At 72.0% G+C, this 15,092-nt stretch carries 13 protein-coding genes; 4 read left to right on the top strand and 9 right to left on the bottom strand.

Annotation, left to right across the window (positions count from 1 at the left end; translation table 11 throughout):
- Positions 1–28: 28 nt before the first annotated feature.
- On the bottom strand, positions 29–442 hold the full coding sequence (locus tag ACZ52C_RS31300) for an SsgA family sporulation/cell division regulator (protein WP_469077897.1): 414 nt from the start codon (positions 440–442) through the stop codon (positions 29–31).
- A 376-nt stretch (positions 443–818) separates the two neighbouring features.
- Here ACZ52C_RS31300 and ACZ52C_RS31295 point away from each other — a divergent pair, with 376 nt between their 5' ends.
- Entirely contained in the window at positions 819–2,261 is a 1,443-nt protein-coding gene (locus ACZ52C_RS31295; protein WP_469077896.1) for a PP2C family protein-serine/threonine phosphatase, read from the top strand.
- 36 nt (positions 2,262–2,297) lie between these two features.
- Here ACZ52C_RS31295 and ACZ52C_RS31290 read toward each other — a convergent pair whose 3' ends face one another.
- Positions 2,298–3,809 carry a DNA-binding protein NsdB gene (locus tag ACZ52C_RS31290; protein ID WP_469077895.1) on the bottom strand — a complete coding sequence of 504 codons (1,512 nt, stop codon included), beginning with the start codon at positions 3,807–3,809 and terminating at the stop codon, positions 2,298–2,300.
- 236 nt (positions 3,810–4,045) lie between these two features.
- Here ACZ52C_RS31290 and ACZ52C_RS31285 point away from each other — a divergent pair, with 236 nt between their 5' ends.
- Positions 4,046–5,188, top strand: coding sequence for an aminoglycoside phosphotransferase family protein (locus ACZ52C_RS31285; RefSeq protein WP_469077894.1), 1,143 nt, complete (start codon positions 4,046–4,048; stop codon positions 5,186–5,188).
- 235 nt (positions 5,189–5,423) lie between these two features.
- On the top strand, positions 5,424–7,394 hold the full coding sequence (locus ACZ52C_RS31280; RefSeq protein ID WP_469077893.1) for an N-acetylmuramoyl-L-alanine amidase: 1,971 nt from the start codon (positions 5,424–5,426) through the stop codon (positions 7,392–7,394).
- Positions 7,395–7,462: 68 nt separating this feature from the next.
- Here ACZ52C_RS31280 and ACZ52C_RS31275 read toward each other — a convergent pair whose 3' ends face one another.
- From ACZ52C_RS31275 to ACZ52C_RS31245, 7 genes are all read right to left on the bottom strand, one after another.
- The gene (locus ACZ52C_RS31275) at positions 7,463–7,960 is read right to left on the bottom strand and encodes a hypothetical protein (RefSeq protein ID WP_086800778.1); all 498 of its coding nucleotides are present in this window, start codon (positions 7,958–7,960) and stop codon (positions 7,463–7,465) included.
- Between the two features lie 68 nt (positions 7,961–8,028).
- A complete protein-coding gene (locus ACZ52C_RS31270) occupies positions 8,029–8,631 on the bottom strand; it encodes a CGNR zinc finger domain-containing protein (RefSeq protein WP_469077892.1) in 603 nt (200 codons plus the stop codon).
- 145 nt (positions 8,632–8,776) lie between these two features.
- Entirely contained in the window at positions 8,777–9,022 is a 246-nt protein-coding gene (locus tag ACZ52C_RS31265; protein WP_045555673.1) for a DUF397 domain-containing protein, read from the bottom strand.
- A gap of 82 nt (positions 9,023–9,104) precedes the next feature.
- Positions 9,105–10,271, bottom strand: coding sequence for a thiolase domain-containing protein (locus ACZ52C_RS31260; protein ID WP_469077891.1), 1,167 nt, complete (start codon positions 10,269–10,271; stop codon positions 9,105–9,107).
- Complete coding sequence (locus ACZ52C_RS31255) at positions 10,268–11,338, bottom strand: thiolase domain-containing protein (protein ID WP_469077890.1); 1,071 nt, start codon at positions 11,336–11,338, stop codon at positions 10,268–10,270. The genes ACZ52C_RS31260 and ACZ52C_RS31255 overlap by 4 nt, the downstream gene beginning before the upstream one ends.
- A complete protein-coding gene (locus tag ACZ52C_RS31250) occupies positions 11,335–12,276 on the bottom strand; it encodes a Zn-ribbon domain-containing OB-fold protein (protein ID WP_469077889.1) in 942 nt (313 codons plus the stop codon). The genes ACZ52C_RS31255 and ACZ52C_RS31250 overlap by 4 nt, the downstream gene beginning before the upstream one ends.
- 146 nt (positions 12,277–12,422) lie before the next feature.
- Positions 12,423–13,223 (bottom strand): crotonase/enoyl-CoA hydratase family protein, encoded by an 801-nt coding sequence (locus tag ACZ52C_RS31245; RefSeq protein ID WP_469077888.1) that lies wholly within the window; start codon positions 13,221–13,223, stop codon positions 12,423–12,425.
- Between the two features lie 169 nt (positions 13,224–13,392).
- Here ACZ52C_RS31245 and ACZ52C_RS31240 point away from each other — a divergent pair, with 169 nt between their 5' ends.
- Positions 13,393–15,012, top strand: a complete 1,620-nt coding sequence (locus tag ACZ52C_RS31240; RefSeq protein WP_469077887.1) for an acyl-CoA synthetase — start codon at positions 13,393–13,395, stop codon at positions 15,010–15,012.
- The last annotated feature ends 80 nt before the right edge of the window (positions 15,013–15,092 follow it).

Here is a 15,092-nt window from a genome sequence, read left to right as displayed (position 1 = left end):
GCCCCGCACCCGCGTCGCGGTCGGGAGGTCAGACACCCCGCAGGAGGGACGTCAGGCCCCGGTCGAGCGCGGGGCCCACCTCCTCGCTCCCGGCGGCGACGACGGCGTAGCTGCGCAGCAGGAAGCGCTGGAGCGCCGCCTTCTCGAACCGGAGCAGGGCCATGCCGTACGGGGAGTGCAGCTCCACCACCGTGCGGAGGCGGCCGCTGGGCCGGATGTGCACGTCGCCGGCGCCCGCGGGGGCGCGCACGCCCTCCTCCAGCAGCCCTCGGGAGAAGGTCCAGGTCACCATGGAACCGCTCAGCGAGATGTCGGCCGGGAAGTCGAGGTGCACGGCCAGCGGATCGTCGGAGGAATAGCGCAGGCTCGCGGGCACCGGGACCTCCCGGTCCTCGTCGGTGACGAGGAGCGCGCGGGCGGGCTGTTCCAGCGTGACGGTCATGAACGGTCTCCGTTTCGGATGAAGCTCTTCCTGCCGAGAGGTTTCGCAGGGCGCGGCCTCCTGGATGTACCGCTGTGACCCATGTCACTCACCGACCCGCGAGGGCGCTCGCACATATGCCCCTCGAACAAGGGAATGAAAGACAGGTGAATGCGGTCGACGGCCCGTCAAGTCACGTACGATTCCTACGACTTGAACCCTCGGGACACACATCGGCCCGCGGTGGGCGACCCCGACCGCGAGGACGGTGGCATATGCCGGAAGCACCACCGCATCGTGTCTTGCCAAATCCCTTACAGCGCGTCGGGGGCTGTGCCAGAGTCGTAATCGGCCCTTACGTCAGCGTTGGTCGTACCGTCCCCCATCGGAGTACGTGATGCCGTCCCCTCTCTCTGCGGATCGTCCCGCCGCCCAGCCGCCCCGACGCGGCCAGGTCGACGCGCTCATCTCGCAGACGCGACGGCTGCGGGGCGATGTGGACGCCGTACGACCCGACGCCCCCGCCGACGAGGCCGATCCCGAGATCCGCTGGCAGCGGGCGCTCTACGACCTGGCCCTGCATCAACTGAGCGATCTGGACGACCACTTGGCCCAGCTGCGGGACGGTCCGGCACCGCCGCCCGCCCCCGCCCCCGCGGCCACGGCCACGGCCGGCATCCCGGTCGCGCCGCCACCGGCTCCCCGACGCGAGTCACTGCTCAGCCGGGTCGGCAGCGCCGAGTGGAACCTGCTGACGGACGAGGCGAGCTGGTCCGGCGAGCTGTTCCAGATCCTCGGCCGCGACCCCGCCGCCCCGCCGCTCACCCTGGACGAACTGCCGTCGCTGGTCCTCGACGAGGACCGTCCGCACCTGACGGCGATGGTCACGGACTGCCTCATCGACGCGAAACGCATCGACGGGGAGTTCCGCGTCGTGCTGCCCGACGGCGGGGTGCGCACCGTGCACATGATGGGCGAGCCCGTGCTCGACGACGACGGCGGCACGGCCTCCATGTGGGCCGTCCTGCGGGACGTCAGCGAACTGCGGCGCAGCCAGCGGGCGGTGAGCGAGACCCGTGACTCGCTGCACCGTGAGCGGCACATCGCGCAGACCGAGCACCGGCTCGCGGTCGAGCTGCAGGAGGCCGTGCTGCCGCCGTGGCGCGGCCCTCTGCGGCTCCCGCAGCAGGGCCCCGCACGGCTGGACCTGGCCGCCCACTACCTGCCCTGCTCGACCAGCGCGCTGATCGGCGGCGACTGGTACGACGCCCTCGAACTTCCGGGCGGCGAGAGCCTGTTGAGTGTCGGTGACCTCACCGGGCACGGCGTCACCGTCACCTCGGACATGGCGATGCTGATCGGCGCGCTGCGCGGCATGGCGATGTCGGGCACCGATCCGGGTCGGCTGATGGCCTGCCTCAACCAGTTACTCGACGCCACGGTGCAGCCGGCGCTCGGCAGTGCCGTCTGCTGCCGCTACCGGCCGGCGACCCGCACCCTTCTCTGGGCGCAGGCCGGGCACCCCGCCCCGCTGCTGTTCCGCGGCGGGACGGGGCGCGTACTGCCCGCGCCGGACGGCGTCCTGCTCGGAGCGACCTCGGGTGCCGTCTACGGGCAGGCCGAAGTGACCCTCGAACGGGGCGATCTGCTGCTCCTGCACACCGACGGGCTGGTCCCCCGGCGCGGAGGAGAGGCAGCCGTCCAGCGGCTGCTGGACCTGGCCCCGCGGTTCGGCGAGGCGCGGACGGCGCAGGAATGCGTACGGGCAGTGGTGGAGGAGTTCGGCGAGAGGGAGCGTACGGACGACGCGTGCGTACTCGTCGCCCGGGTCAGCTCCTGAGGCTGGTCAGCTCCTGGGGAGCGGGCCCCCGCGCGGTCACGCCGACGCGATGTCGCCGCTGTTCTTCGGCAGCGGGGCCTTCGACTGGGGCTTGGGCAGGGCGAGCTTGATCTCCTCCCGCAGATCCTGGATCTTCGGATAGCTGGAGTACTGACCGGTGAGCCGGTACATCTCACGCAGCCGGTCCCAGGTGCGGTGAGAGGAGTTGGAGCCCATCGACGCCAGCGCCAGCCGCGCGTACCCGCTGGCCTGTTCCGGGTCGTCGCCGATGAAGCAGGCCGAGGCCATCGACAGGTAGTCGAAGATCTGCGACCTCCCCTGGGCGTTCGTCCTGAGGTCCAGCGCCTTCTCCGCGTAGTGCCGGGCGTGCTGGGCCGCGGCCGGTTCATGCTCCGCGAGGGTGCGGTAGGCCAGGGCCTGCATGCCGTACAGATCCGCCTCGTTGAACATCTGCATCCAGCTCGGCGGCGGTACGTCCCCACGGTCGGAGACGAACAGGTCCTCGGCCTGGCCCAGGGTGCGGCGCATGGCCTGGCCCTTGCCCAGGGAGGCCTGCGCCCAGGCCTCCACCGTGTGGAGCATGGCCTTGGTGCGCGGCAGGACCTGGTCGCCGGATCCGGACTGGGCGAGTTTCATCAGGTCGAGCGCCTCGTCGGGCTTGCCGAGGTGCACCAGTTGTCGGGCCGCCCGGGAGAGGGCCTCGCCGGCGCGGGGCCGGTCACCACCCTCCCGGGCGGCGTGGGCGGCGATGATGAAGTACTTCTGGGCGGTGGGTTCGAGGCCGATGTCGTGCGACATCCAGCCGGCGAGGACGGCGAGGTTGGCGGCGACGCCCCACAGGCGCCGCTGGAGATGTTCGGGGTGGCGGTAGGAGAGCATGCCTCCCACCTCGTTGAGCTGTCCCACGACAGCCTTGCGTTGCAGCCCGCCGCCACGGGCCGCGTCCCAGGCCCGGAACACCTCGACCGAGCGCTCCAGTTCCTCGATCTCCTGCGACCCGATGGGGGCGGCCTCGTAACGGTCGAACCCAGCAGGGTCGGCGTGCAGGGGGTCGTCGAGGTCGGGGGCGTCGGCCGCGAGGGCCGGATCGGTGTGCAGCCAGTCGTGCATGGCGCTGCTGAGTGCGGATCCCGCGGTGAGCGCGACGCCCGCACCCACCAAGCCGCGTCGGTTGAGCATGAGGTCCATTCCCGTGAATTCGGTGAGGACCGCGGCAGTCCGTTCGGGCGCCCACGGCACACCGTCGGGATGTTCCACACTCCCGCCGCCCTGCCGTTTCCCCGTACGCCCGTGCCGGACCAGACCGAGGTCCTCGATGGTCACGACACGGCCGAGACGCTCGGTGAACAGTGCTGCCAGCACCCGTGGCACGGGATCGCGCGGGATCTCTCCCATGTCGATCCACCGCCGTACCCGTGAGGTGTCGGTCGCCAGCTGGGGGTGGCCCATGGCCGCCGCCTGCCGGTTGACCAGCCTCGCGAGCTCTCCCTTGGACCAGCCGGCCAGGCCGAACAGGTCTGCGAGTCGGGTATTGGGTTGTCCGCTCACGTCAAGCCCCCAGGTTCTCGGCTGAGTTGAATGTAGCCCGCTGTCAGTTGCTCGGGGACTATTCGCCAGGCTTCGCCAGGGTGCGCTAGATGGTGTGCCAGGGCCCATCGGGTGTCAGGTAGGAAAGCGCCACCCCGACCCGGTCGCCCCGACGGGCACTCCCCAGGGTGTCCCCGGTACGGCCGGGGCGGGCAGCGCGTGACATCGCCGGCACACGAAGGGATCTGTCTTCCCCCATGTACGCAGCATCGTCCTCCGTGTCCGCTCCTCCCCGGTCGCTGCACCCCCGTCAGCCGGGCAGCGGCGGCCCCTACCTCGACCCCACGCGTACGGCGGCCCCCATGCTCGGTGGCGGCCGGACGCGGCGCGTGCCGGGGCTCGGCACCCAACCGCTCAGCGGGAGACTCGACTTGTCCGGCCCCCAGGGCGCGCAGCTACGCACGGCGATCGCGTCGGTGCACCGCATCTGTCCGGAGTTCACCCCGGTCCAGGTGCTGCGCCGCAGCGGCCGCTCGGTGCTGCTCGTCGGTACGACAGGGCGCAGCACGGCCGTCGCCAAGTGTTTACTGGATCATTCCTCGATCTGGGAGGAGCGGCTCCGGCACGAAATAGCCGCATACCGCTCGTTCGTCCGGCACCGCCCCCCCGTGCGGGCGCCGAGGCTGATCGCGGCGGACCCGGACAACTGCACCCTGGTCATCGAGCGGATGCCGGGGCGGGTGGCGGCCCTCCAGCGGCATCCGGTGGAGGCGCCACCGCGCGCCGACATCCGGACGGCGCTCGGCGCGATCTGCCGGCTGAACGCGTGGCGGCCGCCGGCGGGGACGTTCGACGCCCCGCTGGACTACGCGGAGCGGATCTCCCGCTTCCATGAGCTGGGTCTGCTCACCGACCGGGACATGGGCGATCTGCAGAAGCTGCTGCACGGCATCGCACACGCGTCCGGCCGTCAGGGCATGGGCCAGTTCTGTCACGGCGACGCCCTCCTGTCGAACATCCTGCTCTCACCGGCCGGTCCAGTGCTGGTGGACTGGGAGCACGCGGGCTGGTATCTGCCGGGGTACGACCTGGCGACGCTGTGGGCGGTGCTCGGGGACGCACCGGTGGCACGGCGGCAGATCAGCCAGCTGGCGCAGTCGGCGGGCCCGGCCTCCCGGGACGCGTTCCTGGTGAACCTGATGCTCGTGCTGACCCGCGAGATCCGTACCTACGAGACGGCCGTGCAGCGTTCGATGCACGACACGACCCCGGCGGCACCGGGTCAGGCCCACCCGGGTGCTGCGCCGTCCGGCGAGGAACAGCGGCTGCTGCTCAGGCGGCTGCACGACGACTGCCAGCTGGCCCGCAAGGCGGTACGGGCGGCGGTCGGCACTCGCTGAGGGGATACGAAGGTCCGCGGTGTGCCTGCGCAAGGGCGCACGCCGCGGACCTTCGTCATGACCCGGGGCCTGCCGTGCGTCCGGCAATCACCGGGGAAGCGCCCTCCTGGGGGCATGATTGACGGATCGTCGGCCGACCGATAGCACTGACGCACTCCCCCGCGCTCGGTTTCGCCCGCGGGAGGAGCCCTTGGTCCGCCGCCCCGCCAACGCCCCACCGTTAGAGGAGGCCGCCTTGCGAAGATCCCCCACCGACCGCAGGCCCACCCCGCGTCCCAGACGTGTCCGCAGAGCGGCGCTCGCCGTGGCACCGGGTGTCCTGCTGCTGCCCCTGCTGGGTGCCGCCCCGCCGGGGAGCGGGCCGTCGGCCCCCACCGGTCTACAGGGGGCGTTCACCGCCGCGGCCGAGAGGTACGGCGTACCGCGCAGTGTCCTGCTCGGCGTCTCCTACCTCCAGTCCCGTTGGGACACGCACGGTGGCGCGCCCAGTGTGACCGGCGGTTACGGGCCCATGCATCTCACCGACGCCCGCACGGCCCTGGCCGGAGCCCCGCACCACAGCGAGGGCGCGGAGGACGCGCGTGGCGACGAGTCCCGGCCGCTCCCGGTGCCCGAGGCGCGTCTGCCGGAGCCGTCGGAACTCCCGGCCCGGCTGCGGACGTTGACGAAGGCGGCCGAGCTGACCGGGCTGCCCGCGCGAACGCTGCGCACGGACGCCGGGGCGAACGTGGCGGGCGGCGCGGCGCTGCTCGCCGCCGCCCAGCGGCAGCTCGGCGCGGAGCCGAGCGCCGATCCGGCCGACTGGTACGGGGCGGTGGCGCGTTTCTCGGGCGCCGACGACCGGGGCACGGCGGCGGCGTACGCGAACGAGGTGTTCGCGGTCATCCGGGCCGGCGCCGAGCGCGTCACGGACGCCGGCCAGCGGGTGACCCTGGCCGCCGACCCGGACCTCGCCCCCGACACGGGCCAGCTGTCCCGGACGGGGCTGCGCAAGTCCGCCACCGGTGCCCAGTGCCCGACCACCGTGTCCTGCGAGTGGATCCCGGCGCCGTACCAGGAGTTCGGCGACAACGACTACGGCAACCACGACCTGGCCGACCGGCCGAACGCACAGCCCATCCGGTACATCGTCGTCCATGACACCGAGGGCTACTGGGACACCACCCTCGAACTGGTCCAGGACCCGACGTACGTGTCGTGGCACTACTCGCTGCGCTCCACGGACGGGCACATCGCGCAGCACATCAAGCACAAGGACGTGGGCTGGCACGCCGGCAACTGGTACGTCAACACGGGGTCGATCGGTCTGGAGCACGAGGGGTTCCTCGCCTCGCCGGACGCCTGGTATACGGAGGCCATGTACCGTACGTCGGCGCGGCTGGTGCGGTACCTGGCCGACAAGTACGACGTCCCGCTGGACCGGCAGCACATCCTGGGCCATGACACGGTGCCCGGTCCGACGACGGCGACGATCCCGGGGATGCACACCGACCCGGGTCCGTACTGGGACTGGCGGCACTACTTCGAGCTGCTGGGCAAGCCGCTCGGCGCGACGGCCGGCGGCGACAGCACCATGGTCACCGTCCTCCCGGACTACGCCGACAACCGGCCCGTGTTCACCGGGTGCGGGTCCGGCGGCGCGACCTGCGCGGTGCACGGTTCCAGCGCCGTCCGCCTCTACAGCCGCCCCGACGTGACCTCGCCCCTGATCAAGGACATCGGACTGCGGCCGGACGGCAGCGTCTCGACGACCGATGTGAACGACCTCGGGTCGCGGGTCTCCACCGGGCAGCAGTACGCGGTCGCTGAGCGGCAGGGCGACTGGACGGCGATCTGGTTCCTGGGGCAGAAGGCCTGGTTCCGCAACCCGCCGAACAAGCCGACGGCGGTCGGCGCGGCCGGGCTGGTGGTGACGCCCCGGGACGGTCTGGCGGACATCCCGGTGTACGGACGGGCCTATCCGGAGGCGGCGGCGTACCCGGCGGGTGTGCCGGCGCAGGCGGTGTCGCCGTGGCCGTACAAGCTCCTCAAGGGGCAGAAGTACGTCACCGGGGGCTTGGTGCCCGGCGAGTACTACTACGCCGTCACCTTCGACACGAGCGGGCACCGGTTCGTGGTCGGCAAGGACCTCTACTACGAGATCCAGTTCGGTCACCGGGTGGCGTTCGTGCGGGCGGCGGATGTGCGGGTGCTGCCGGCCGGGTGAGTGCGAGGAGACGGGGAAGGGCCGGGTGCGCGCACCCGGCCCTTCCCCGTGTTCGTCCTCGTCGTCGGTCAGGCCTGCTGGAACAGCTCCGCCGGGAGGGGCTTGAGCAGTGCGTACAGGTCGTCGGTGATGGGGCGGTCCCAGGCGGCGATGGTCACCAGGACGTTGTCGCTGCGGTCGAACTGGACGCAGGAGATCCGGGACTCGGAGAGCTTGAGGCGGCGGACGATGAGCAGGTTGTCGCCCTGCATCACCGGGAGGTCCTCGGAGCCGACGACGGTGATCTCCTCCTCGTTCTCCAGCGCGATCAGCAGCTGGGCCACCTCGAAGGGGATCTCGTCGTCGGCGACCTCGCGCGCCGGGGAGCCCTCCGGGAGGTTGCCGATGATCATCGCGGGGCCGCGGCCGCCGAAGAGGTCGTAGCGCAGGAAGACGCCCTGACAGCTCCCGTCGGGGGCGGGCAGCAGACCGGCACCGAGATTGCCCGGCCAATCGCCCGGATCCATGGCCAGTACGTCGAAATCGGGCCCGGCGGGCGTGGCACTGCGGCGGCGGAGGAAGGACATGCCGCAATGGTACGGCGTGCCGTCCGGCGGTGGAGCCGAGGGAGCGCCGCGATGGGCCGCCTCCGCTGTCAGGCCGCGGTCTTCCGGTGGCGGTCGTGGTGGCGGGCCACGCGGGCGCGGTTGCCGCAGGAGGGTTTGCACCATTCCTGGCGGGGGTGTTCCTTGAGGAAGTAGCGCACGCAGCGTGGTGCGTGACAGGCGCGCAGCCGCTGTCGCTCGGGGCTCGCCAGGAAGGCCAGCGCGGCGCGGGCGAGGGCGGCGGTGAGCGTGTCCTCGCCGGTGGCGGGCCGGTGGTGCACGACGGGGTCGGCACCGGGGGCCCAGGTGAGGACCGGGACGGTGGGGGTGAGGGCGGCGGCCTCGTTGAGGAGCGCCAGGGCCTCCGGGAGGGGCAGCAGCCGGGTGGCGTCGGCGGGGCTGGGTTCGCCGGGGCTGACGGCGCGGGCGAAGAGGGCGCGGACGGCGCCGCGGAGGTCGCGTACGGAGGTGAGCGTGGCCTCGTCGAGGGCCGTGCCGGCCGTGGCCGGCACCGAGTCCGCGTGGGCCCGGACCCAGGTGGCGAGTCCCATGACGTCGGTCAGGTCGTCGGCGACGCCCCCGTTGCCGTCGTGGCGGAGGGTCAGGGCGAGATCCAGGGCGAGCTGTGCGTCCCCGCTGATCGAGTGCTCCATGGAGCTAATGATAGGTGAGCCGCCATCCATTAGCCCCCGCCGCGGGCGCCGTGCCGGAGGGGCCCGTGACCCGGCGGGCCCCGGACGGGGAGGTCGCGCCGGTGGTGGGCGGCCCCGCCGCCCACCGCTCGGCACGCAGGGCGGCTCAGGTCAGGTCGAACTCGCCCTCACGGGCCCCCGACACGAAGGCGCCCCATTCGGCGGGGGTGAAGATCAGCGAGGGGCTCTCGGGGCTGCCGCTGTTGCGCATGGCGATGAAGCCCTCGACAAAGGCGATCTGGACATCTCCCCGCCCCTGGCTGCTCGAGCGCCAGTCCGCGTTGCTCAGGTCCAGTTGCGCCGGCTTGTGCCAGCCGTCGAGGGATCGCTGCTGCATGGTGGTCTCGGCCACGTCCGTGCTCCTCCCGGTTCGTCGTCCGCCCGCCAGACTAGCGATCGACCCCCACCGCGCACAGGCCGAGTGAGGGGGAGGTTCAGGTCGCGGGCGGCTCGGCGCCCACGAGCCACATCGAGAAGAACTGCGAACCGCCGCCGTAGGCGTGGCCCAGCACCCGCCGGGCGCCCTCGACCTGGTGCTCTCCGGCGAGGCCCCGCACCTGGAGCGCGGCCTCGGCGAACCGGATCATGCCGGAGGCGCCGATGGGGTTGGTGGAGAGGACACCGCCGGACATGTCGACCGGAAGGTCCCCGTCCAGTTCGGTGACACCGGACTCGGTGAGTTTCCACCCCTCGCCCTCGGCGGCGAAGCCCAGATTCTCCAGCCACATCGGCTCGTACCAGGAGAACGGCACGTACATCTCCACAGCGTCGATCTCCCGGCGCGGATCCGCGATGCCCGCCTGCCGGTAGACGTCGGCGGCGCAGTCGCGTCCCGCGCGCGGCGACACGCTGTCCTTGCCCGCGAAGAGGGTCGGTTCGCTGCGCATGGCGCCGCCGTGCATCCACGCGGCCGGCCGGGGCGCGCGGGCGGCGCCCGCCCGGTCGGTGAGGACCATGGTCACGGCCCCGTCGGAGGACGGGCAGGTCTCCGAGTAGCGGATCGGGTCCCACAGCATGGGCGAGGCCTGGACCTTCTCCAGCGTGATGTCGTGCTCGTGGAGATGGGCGTACGGGTTCTTCAGCGCGTTGCGGCGGTTCTTGTACGCGACCAGGGAGCCGACGGTGTCGGGGGCACCGCTGCGCCGCATGTACGCGCGCACGTGCGGGGCGAAGAAGCCGCCGGCGCCCGCCAGCAGCGGCTGCTGGAACGGGATCGGCAGGGACAGCCCCCACATGGCGTTGGATTCGGACTGTTTCTCGAAGGCGAGGGTGAGCACCGTGCCGTGGACACGGGCGGCGACGAGGCTCGCGGCCACCAGGGCGGTGGAGCCGCCGACCGAGCCGGCGGTGTGCACCCGCATCATGGGCTTGCCCACCGCGCCGAGCGCGTCCGCGAGGTACAGCTCGGGCATCATCACGCCCTCGAAGAAGTCGGGCGCCTTGCCGATGACCACGGCCTCGATGTCGGCCCAGTCCAACTCGGCGTCGTCGAGGGCCCGTCGGGCGGCCTCCCGGACGAGCCCGGCGATCGACACGTCCCGGCGCGCCGCCACGTGCTTGGTCTGGCCGACGCCTACGACGGCCACGGGCTCCTTGCTCATCGGGGATCCCCTTCGAGTACGGCGACCAGGTTCTGTTGCAGACAGGGGCCGGAGGTGGCGTGCGCCAGCGCCCGGTCGGACTCGCCCCGATGGATGCGGGCGGCGGCCTCACCGATGCGGACGAGTCCGGCGGCCATGATCGGGTTGGCGGCCTGTGCCCCGCCCGAGGGGTTGACGCACACGGTCTCGTCGAGCCCCAGCACGTTCCGCAGGATCACCTCCTGGGAGCTGAACGGGGCGTGCAACTCGGCGGTGTCGACGGGTCGTTCGAAGACGCCGGCGCGCTCGGCGGCGATCCGGGTGGACGGCGAGTCGGTCAGGTCGCGCACGCCGATGCCGTGCGCCTCGATGCGGTGGTCGATGCCCCGGATCCAGGCGGGCCGCTCGCACAGCTCCCGGGCGCGCTCCCCCGCCGCGAGGACCACGGCGGCGGCTCCGTCCCCGATGGGCGGGCAGTCCCCGGTGCGCAGCGGACGGACGAGGTAGTCGCCCTGCGGCACCGAACCCCGCAGCTGCGCATGGGGGTTGCCGGCGGCGTCCGCGCGGCTGCGGGCGCCGATCGCCGCCAGCGCCGGCTCGTCCGTGGCTCCCGTGTCGATGAGGGCCTGGGCCTGGAGGGCGGCGAGGGCGACGGAGTCGGGCCAGAGCGGGGCCAGGTAGTAGGGGTCCAGCTGCCGGGTGAGGACGTCGCGTACGGAGCCCGGGGAGGACTTGCCGTAGGAGTAGACGAGCGCGGTGTCGGCGTCGCCCGTGCGGAGTTTCACCCAGGCCTCGTACAGCGCCCACGCCCCGTCCATCTCGACGTGGGACTCGGAGATCGGCGGCCAGGCGCCCACGCCGTCGAGGGCGAGGGTGAAGGAGAAGGCACGGCCCGCGAGGTAGTCGCTGGAGCCGGAGCAGGTGAAGCCGATGTCGGCGGTCCTGAGTCCGGTGCGCGCCATGACCTCGTGCAGCACCGGCATGAGCATCTCCACCTCGGAGAGCTCGTCGCTGGTGCGCCGGTGGTCGGTCTGGGCGAAGGCGACGACGGCGATGTCACGGGCGCCCGGAGCTTCTTCGCGCGTCACAGCAACTCCTTGAACGTGTCGTAGTCCGCGTCGGGTTCGCCGGTGGGCCGGTAGTGGTCGGGGTAGCGGGCGCCCTCGGTCCACACCGGCTCCACGCGCAGCCCCATGCGCACCTGGTCGTAGGGGATGCCGGCGAGCCGGCCGTGCAGGGCGAGTCCGGCGCCGTCGAGGGCGATGTGGGCGTAGACGTAGGGGACTTCGATGTCGAGGTTCTTCGCCTTGATGTTGACGATGCAGAAGGTGGTGACCGTGCCGGCCGGGCCGACCTCGACCCGTTCCTCGGTGGCCACCCCGCAGGTCGGGCAGGCGCCCCGGGGCGGGACGTACACCTTGCGGCAGGACGGGCAGCGTTCGCCGACGATGCGCCGGTCGCCGAGGGCCTCGATGTAGCCGGTCTGGGCGCGGCCGGGCGAGTAGGTGTAGTCGAGGCGGGCGGCGGCGACGATGCCGGTGACCGCGTCGTCGAGGACACCGCTGTGGCCCGCCGGTTCCTCCGGTTCGCCGTCGTACGGTTCGAAGCAGGCGATGTCCGTGATGGCGCCGGACCGCTCCTCGGCCCACCGCACGCGGACCCGCATGCCGGTGCGTACGGCGTCGGGGCCGGGCGCGTCGAGGGCGTGCAGCAGGGCCGTGTCGGCGCCGTCGAGCCGCACCAGCACCCAGGCGAAGGGGGTGGCGAGCGGCTGCCCCCGGCGTGGCTCGTGGTTCCAGGCCCAGGTGGTCACGGTCCCGGTGGGCGCGACCTCGACGAGATCGCGGATCTCCTCGGCGGTGACGGGGTCGTACTCGACGGGCGGGACCAGCACCCGGCCGTCTCCGGTGCGCACACCGAGGACGACCCGTTCTCGCAATCCCGTGAGGAAGGCGCTCTGTACGGGGCCGACAGAGCGGGTGAAGGGAAACTCGACGGTGAGAGGGGCCTTGAGGATCGCGGACATCGGAGGTTGCCTCCTTCACATGAGGGCACGGAGACGTGCCCTTCTTTTTGGGGGCGCGGGGCTGTGTCGATATGCGGCTCCGCCGCGTGGGCGCGACCAGCCACGACCCACCCGCGGCCGACATACGACATCCCCGGGCAGTGCGCCTACTCCCGCTTGTAGACAGGGGCCCGCTTCTCGGCGAAGGCCCGGGCACCTTCCTTCGCGTCGGCCGTGTCGAAGACCGGCCACCCCCGCTTCAACTCGGCGGCCAGCCCCTCCGCCTCGGTCATCTCGGCCGTCTCGTACACGGACGCCTTCACCGCCTCCACCGCGAGCGGTCCGCAGGCGTTGATCTGTTCGGCGATCTCCAGGGCCTTGGTCAGGGCGGTGCCGTCGGGCACGACATGCCCGACGAGGCCGATCCCGGCGGCCTCACGCGCGCTGTAGGGCCGCCCGGTGAGCAGCATCTCCAGGGCGTGCGTGCGGGGGATCTGCCGCTGGAGGCGGACGGTGGAGCCGCCGATCGGGAAGAGCCCGCGCCTGACCTCGAAGAGGCCGAAGGTGGCCGATTCGCCGGCGACGCGGATGTCCGTGCCCTGGAGGATCTCGGTGCCGCCGGCGACGCAGTGCCCCTCGACCGCGGCGACGACCGGTTTGCGGGGCCGGTGGTGGCGGAGCATCGCCTTCCAGTGCAGATCGGGGTCGGCCGTGAGCCGGTCCCGGTACTGCTGTCCCTCCATCCCCTTGCCCGCGAGGGCCTTCAGGTCCATCCCGGCGCAGAAGGCACCGCCGGCCCCGGTGAGGACGATCGAGCGGACCTCCTCGTCCTCGTCGGCCTGGATCCAGCCGTCGTACAGGCCGACCAGCATCGGCAGCGAGAGCGCGTTCTTGGCCTCGGGCCTGTTGAGCGTGAGCACCAGTGTGGCGCCTTCGCGTCGCACGGTGAGGTGTTCGGTGCCGCCCATCCGGTGTCCTTTCGTCCACAGGAAACGAGAACAGGTTGCAGTAGGCGCGTCGGCACTTCAAGGGTTTTCTGACAGGCAGTCAGATTTCTGTGCGTGGACTCTTCACAGTTGTGCCGCCCTTTGCTCTGATGACCGGCAACCGAGGGGCAGCGGGGTCAGGAGGAGTGCGGTGGAGTACAACCTTGCCGACCTGTTCGAGTCGGTCGTCGACGTGGTCCCCGACCGGGCGGCGCTCGTGTGCCTCGACATCCCGGGTACGGGCGCGGCCCGCCGGCTCAGCTACGCGGAGCTGGACGCGGCGGCGAACCGGATCGGCCACCATCTGCTCGACCGGGGGATCGAGCCCGGCCGGCACGTCGGCCTGCACCTCTACAACGGCGTCGAGTACCTCCAGACCGCGCTCGGCTGCCTCAAGGCCCGCATCGTGCCGGTCAACGTCAACTACCGCTACGTGGAAGATGAGTTGGTCTATCTCTACCGCGACGCCGATCTGGCCGGCCTGGTCTTCGACGCCGAGTTCACGGAGCGGGTGGCGGCCGCGCTGCCGCGGACGGAGAAGCTGCGGCATCTGGTGCGGGTGGGGATCCCCGCGCCGGACGCGCCCGCCCTCGACGCCGTCGCCTTCACCGAGGCGGAGGCCGGCGCGTCCGCCGGGCGGGGCTTCCCGGCGCGCTCGGGCGACGACCAGTTCATCATCTACACCGGCGGCACCACCGGCATGCCGAAGGGGGTGATGTGGCGTCAGGAGGACCTGTTCTTCTCGGGGCTGGGCGGCGGCGCGCCGACCGGGGAGCCGGTGAAGTCGCCGGAGGAGCTGGCCGAGCGGGTCGCCGCCGGGGGCGACGGGATCACGTTCTTCCCCACCGCCCCGCTGATGCACGGCACATCCACGCTCACCGCGTTCATCGGGTTCAACTTCGGGCAACGGGTCGTGATCCACCGCAAGTTCGTGCCCGAGGAGGTCCTGCGCACGATCGAGCGGGAGAAGGTGACCAGTGTGTCGCTGGTCGGCGACGCGATGCTGCGCCCGCTGATCGACGCGCTGGGCGGCCCGATGAAGGGCACCGACTGCTCGTCGCTGTTCAACGTGTCGTCCTCCGGGGCGATCATGTCGGAGACGGTCCGGCAGCAGTTCCAGGCGCTGGTGCCGAACGCGATGCTGCTGAACAACTTCGGGTCGTCGGAGTCCGGTTTCAACGGCACGGCCACCCAGGACGCGGGCGCCGGCGACGGTTTCCGCATCCGCGTCCACTCGCGTACGCAGGTCGTGGACCCGGCGACGTACGAGCCGGTCCCGGTCGGTGTGCCGGGGCGGGTGGCACAGCGCGGCCATGTCCCCCTCGGCTACTACAACGACCCGCGGAAGACCGCCGAGACCTTCTTCGAGCGGGACGGCGAGCGCTGGGTGCTGCTCGGCGACATGGCCACCGTCGACGAGGAGGGTGTCGTCACGGTCCTCGGCCGGGGTTCGCAGTGCATCAACACCGGTGGCGAGAAGGTGTATCCGGAGGAGGTCGAGCAGGCGCTCAAGGCCCATCCGGACGTCTACGACGCGCTGGTCGCCGGGGTGCCGGACGTGCGGTGGGGCAACCATGTGGCCGCCGTGGTGCAGTTGCGCGAGGGGGCCGCGCGGCCGTCTCTGGAGGACATCCAGACCCACTGCCGCACCCGCCTGGCCGGCTACAAGATCCCCCGCCAGCTGGTCCTGACCGACTCCATCCGGCGTTCCCCGAGCGGCAAGGCGGACTACCGCTGGGCGCGCTCGGTGGCGGCGGCGGCGGACGCGTGAGCGGTGCACGGGCGGCGGACGCGTGAGCGGTGCACGGGCGGCGCCCAGCGCGCCCTGCCCGCGACGGCCGCGCCGAGGCG

It is taken from the genome of Streptomyces sp. NPDC034049, from assembly GCF_055575575.1.
This window is presented reverse-complemented; position numbering and strand designations above follow the sequence as displayed.

Bases quoted from the DNA above. Each gene is read 5' to 3' on its own strand.
- ACZ52C_RS31285 (WP_469077894.1), top strand. From the start codon at position 4,046: ATGTACGCAGCATCGTCCTCCGTGTCCGCTCCTCCCCGGTCGCTGCAC.
- ACZ52C_RS31295 (WP_469077896.1), top strand. From the start codon at position 819: ATGCCGTCCCCTCTCTCTGCGGATCGTCCCGCCGCCCAGCCGCCCCGA.
- ACZ52C_RS31300 (WP_469077897.1), bottom strand. From the start codon at position 442: ATGACCGTCACGCTGGAACAGCCCGCCCGCGCGCTCCTCGTCACCGAC.
- ACZ52C_RS31270 (WP_469077892.1), bottom strand. From the start codon at position 8,631: ATGGAGCACTCGATCAGCGGGGACGCACAGCTCGCCCTGGATCTCGCC.
- ACZ52C_RS31245 (WP_469077888.1), bottom strand. From the start codon at position 13,223: ATGGGCGGCACCGAACACCTCACCGTGCGACGCGAAGGCGCCACACTG.
- ACZ52C_RS31260 (WP_469077891.1), bottom strand. From the start codon at position 10,271: ATGAGCAAGGAGCCCGTGGCCGTCGTAGGCGTCGGCCAGACCAAGCAC.
- ACZ52C_RS31250 (WP_469077889.1), bottom strand. From the start codon at position 12,276: ATGTCCGCGATCCTCAAGGCCCCTCTCACCGTCGAGTTTCCCTTCACC.
- ACZ52C_RS31275 (WP_086800778.1), bottom strand. From the start codon at position 7,960: ATGTCCTTCCTCCGCCGCCGCAGTGCCACGCCCGCCGGGCCCGATTTC.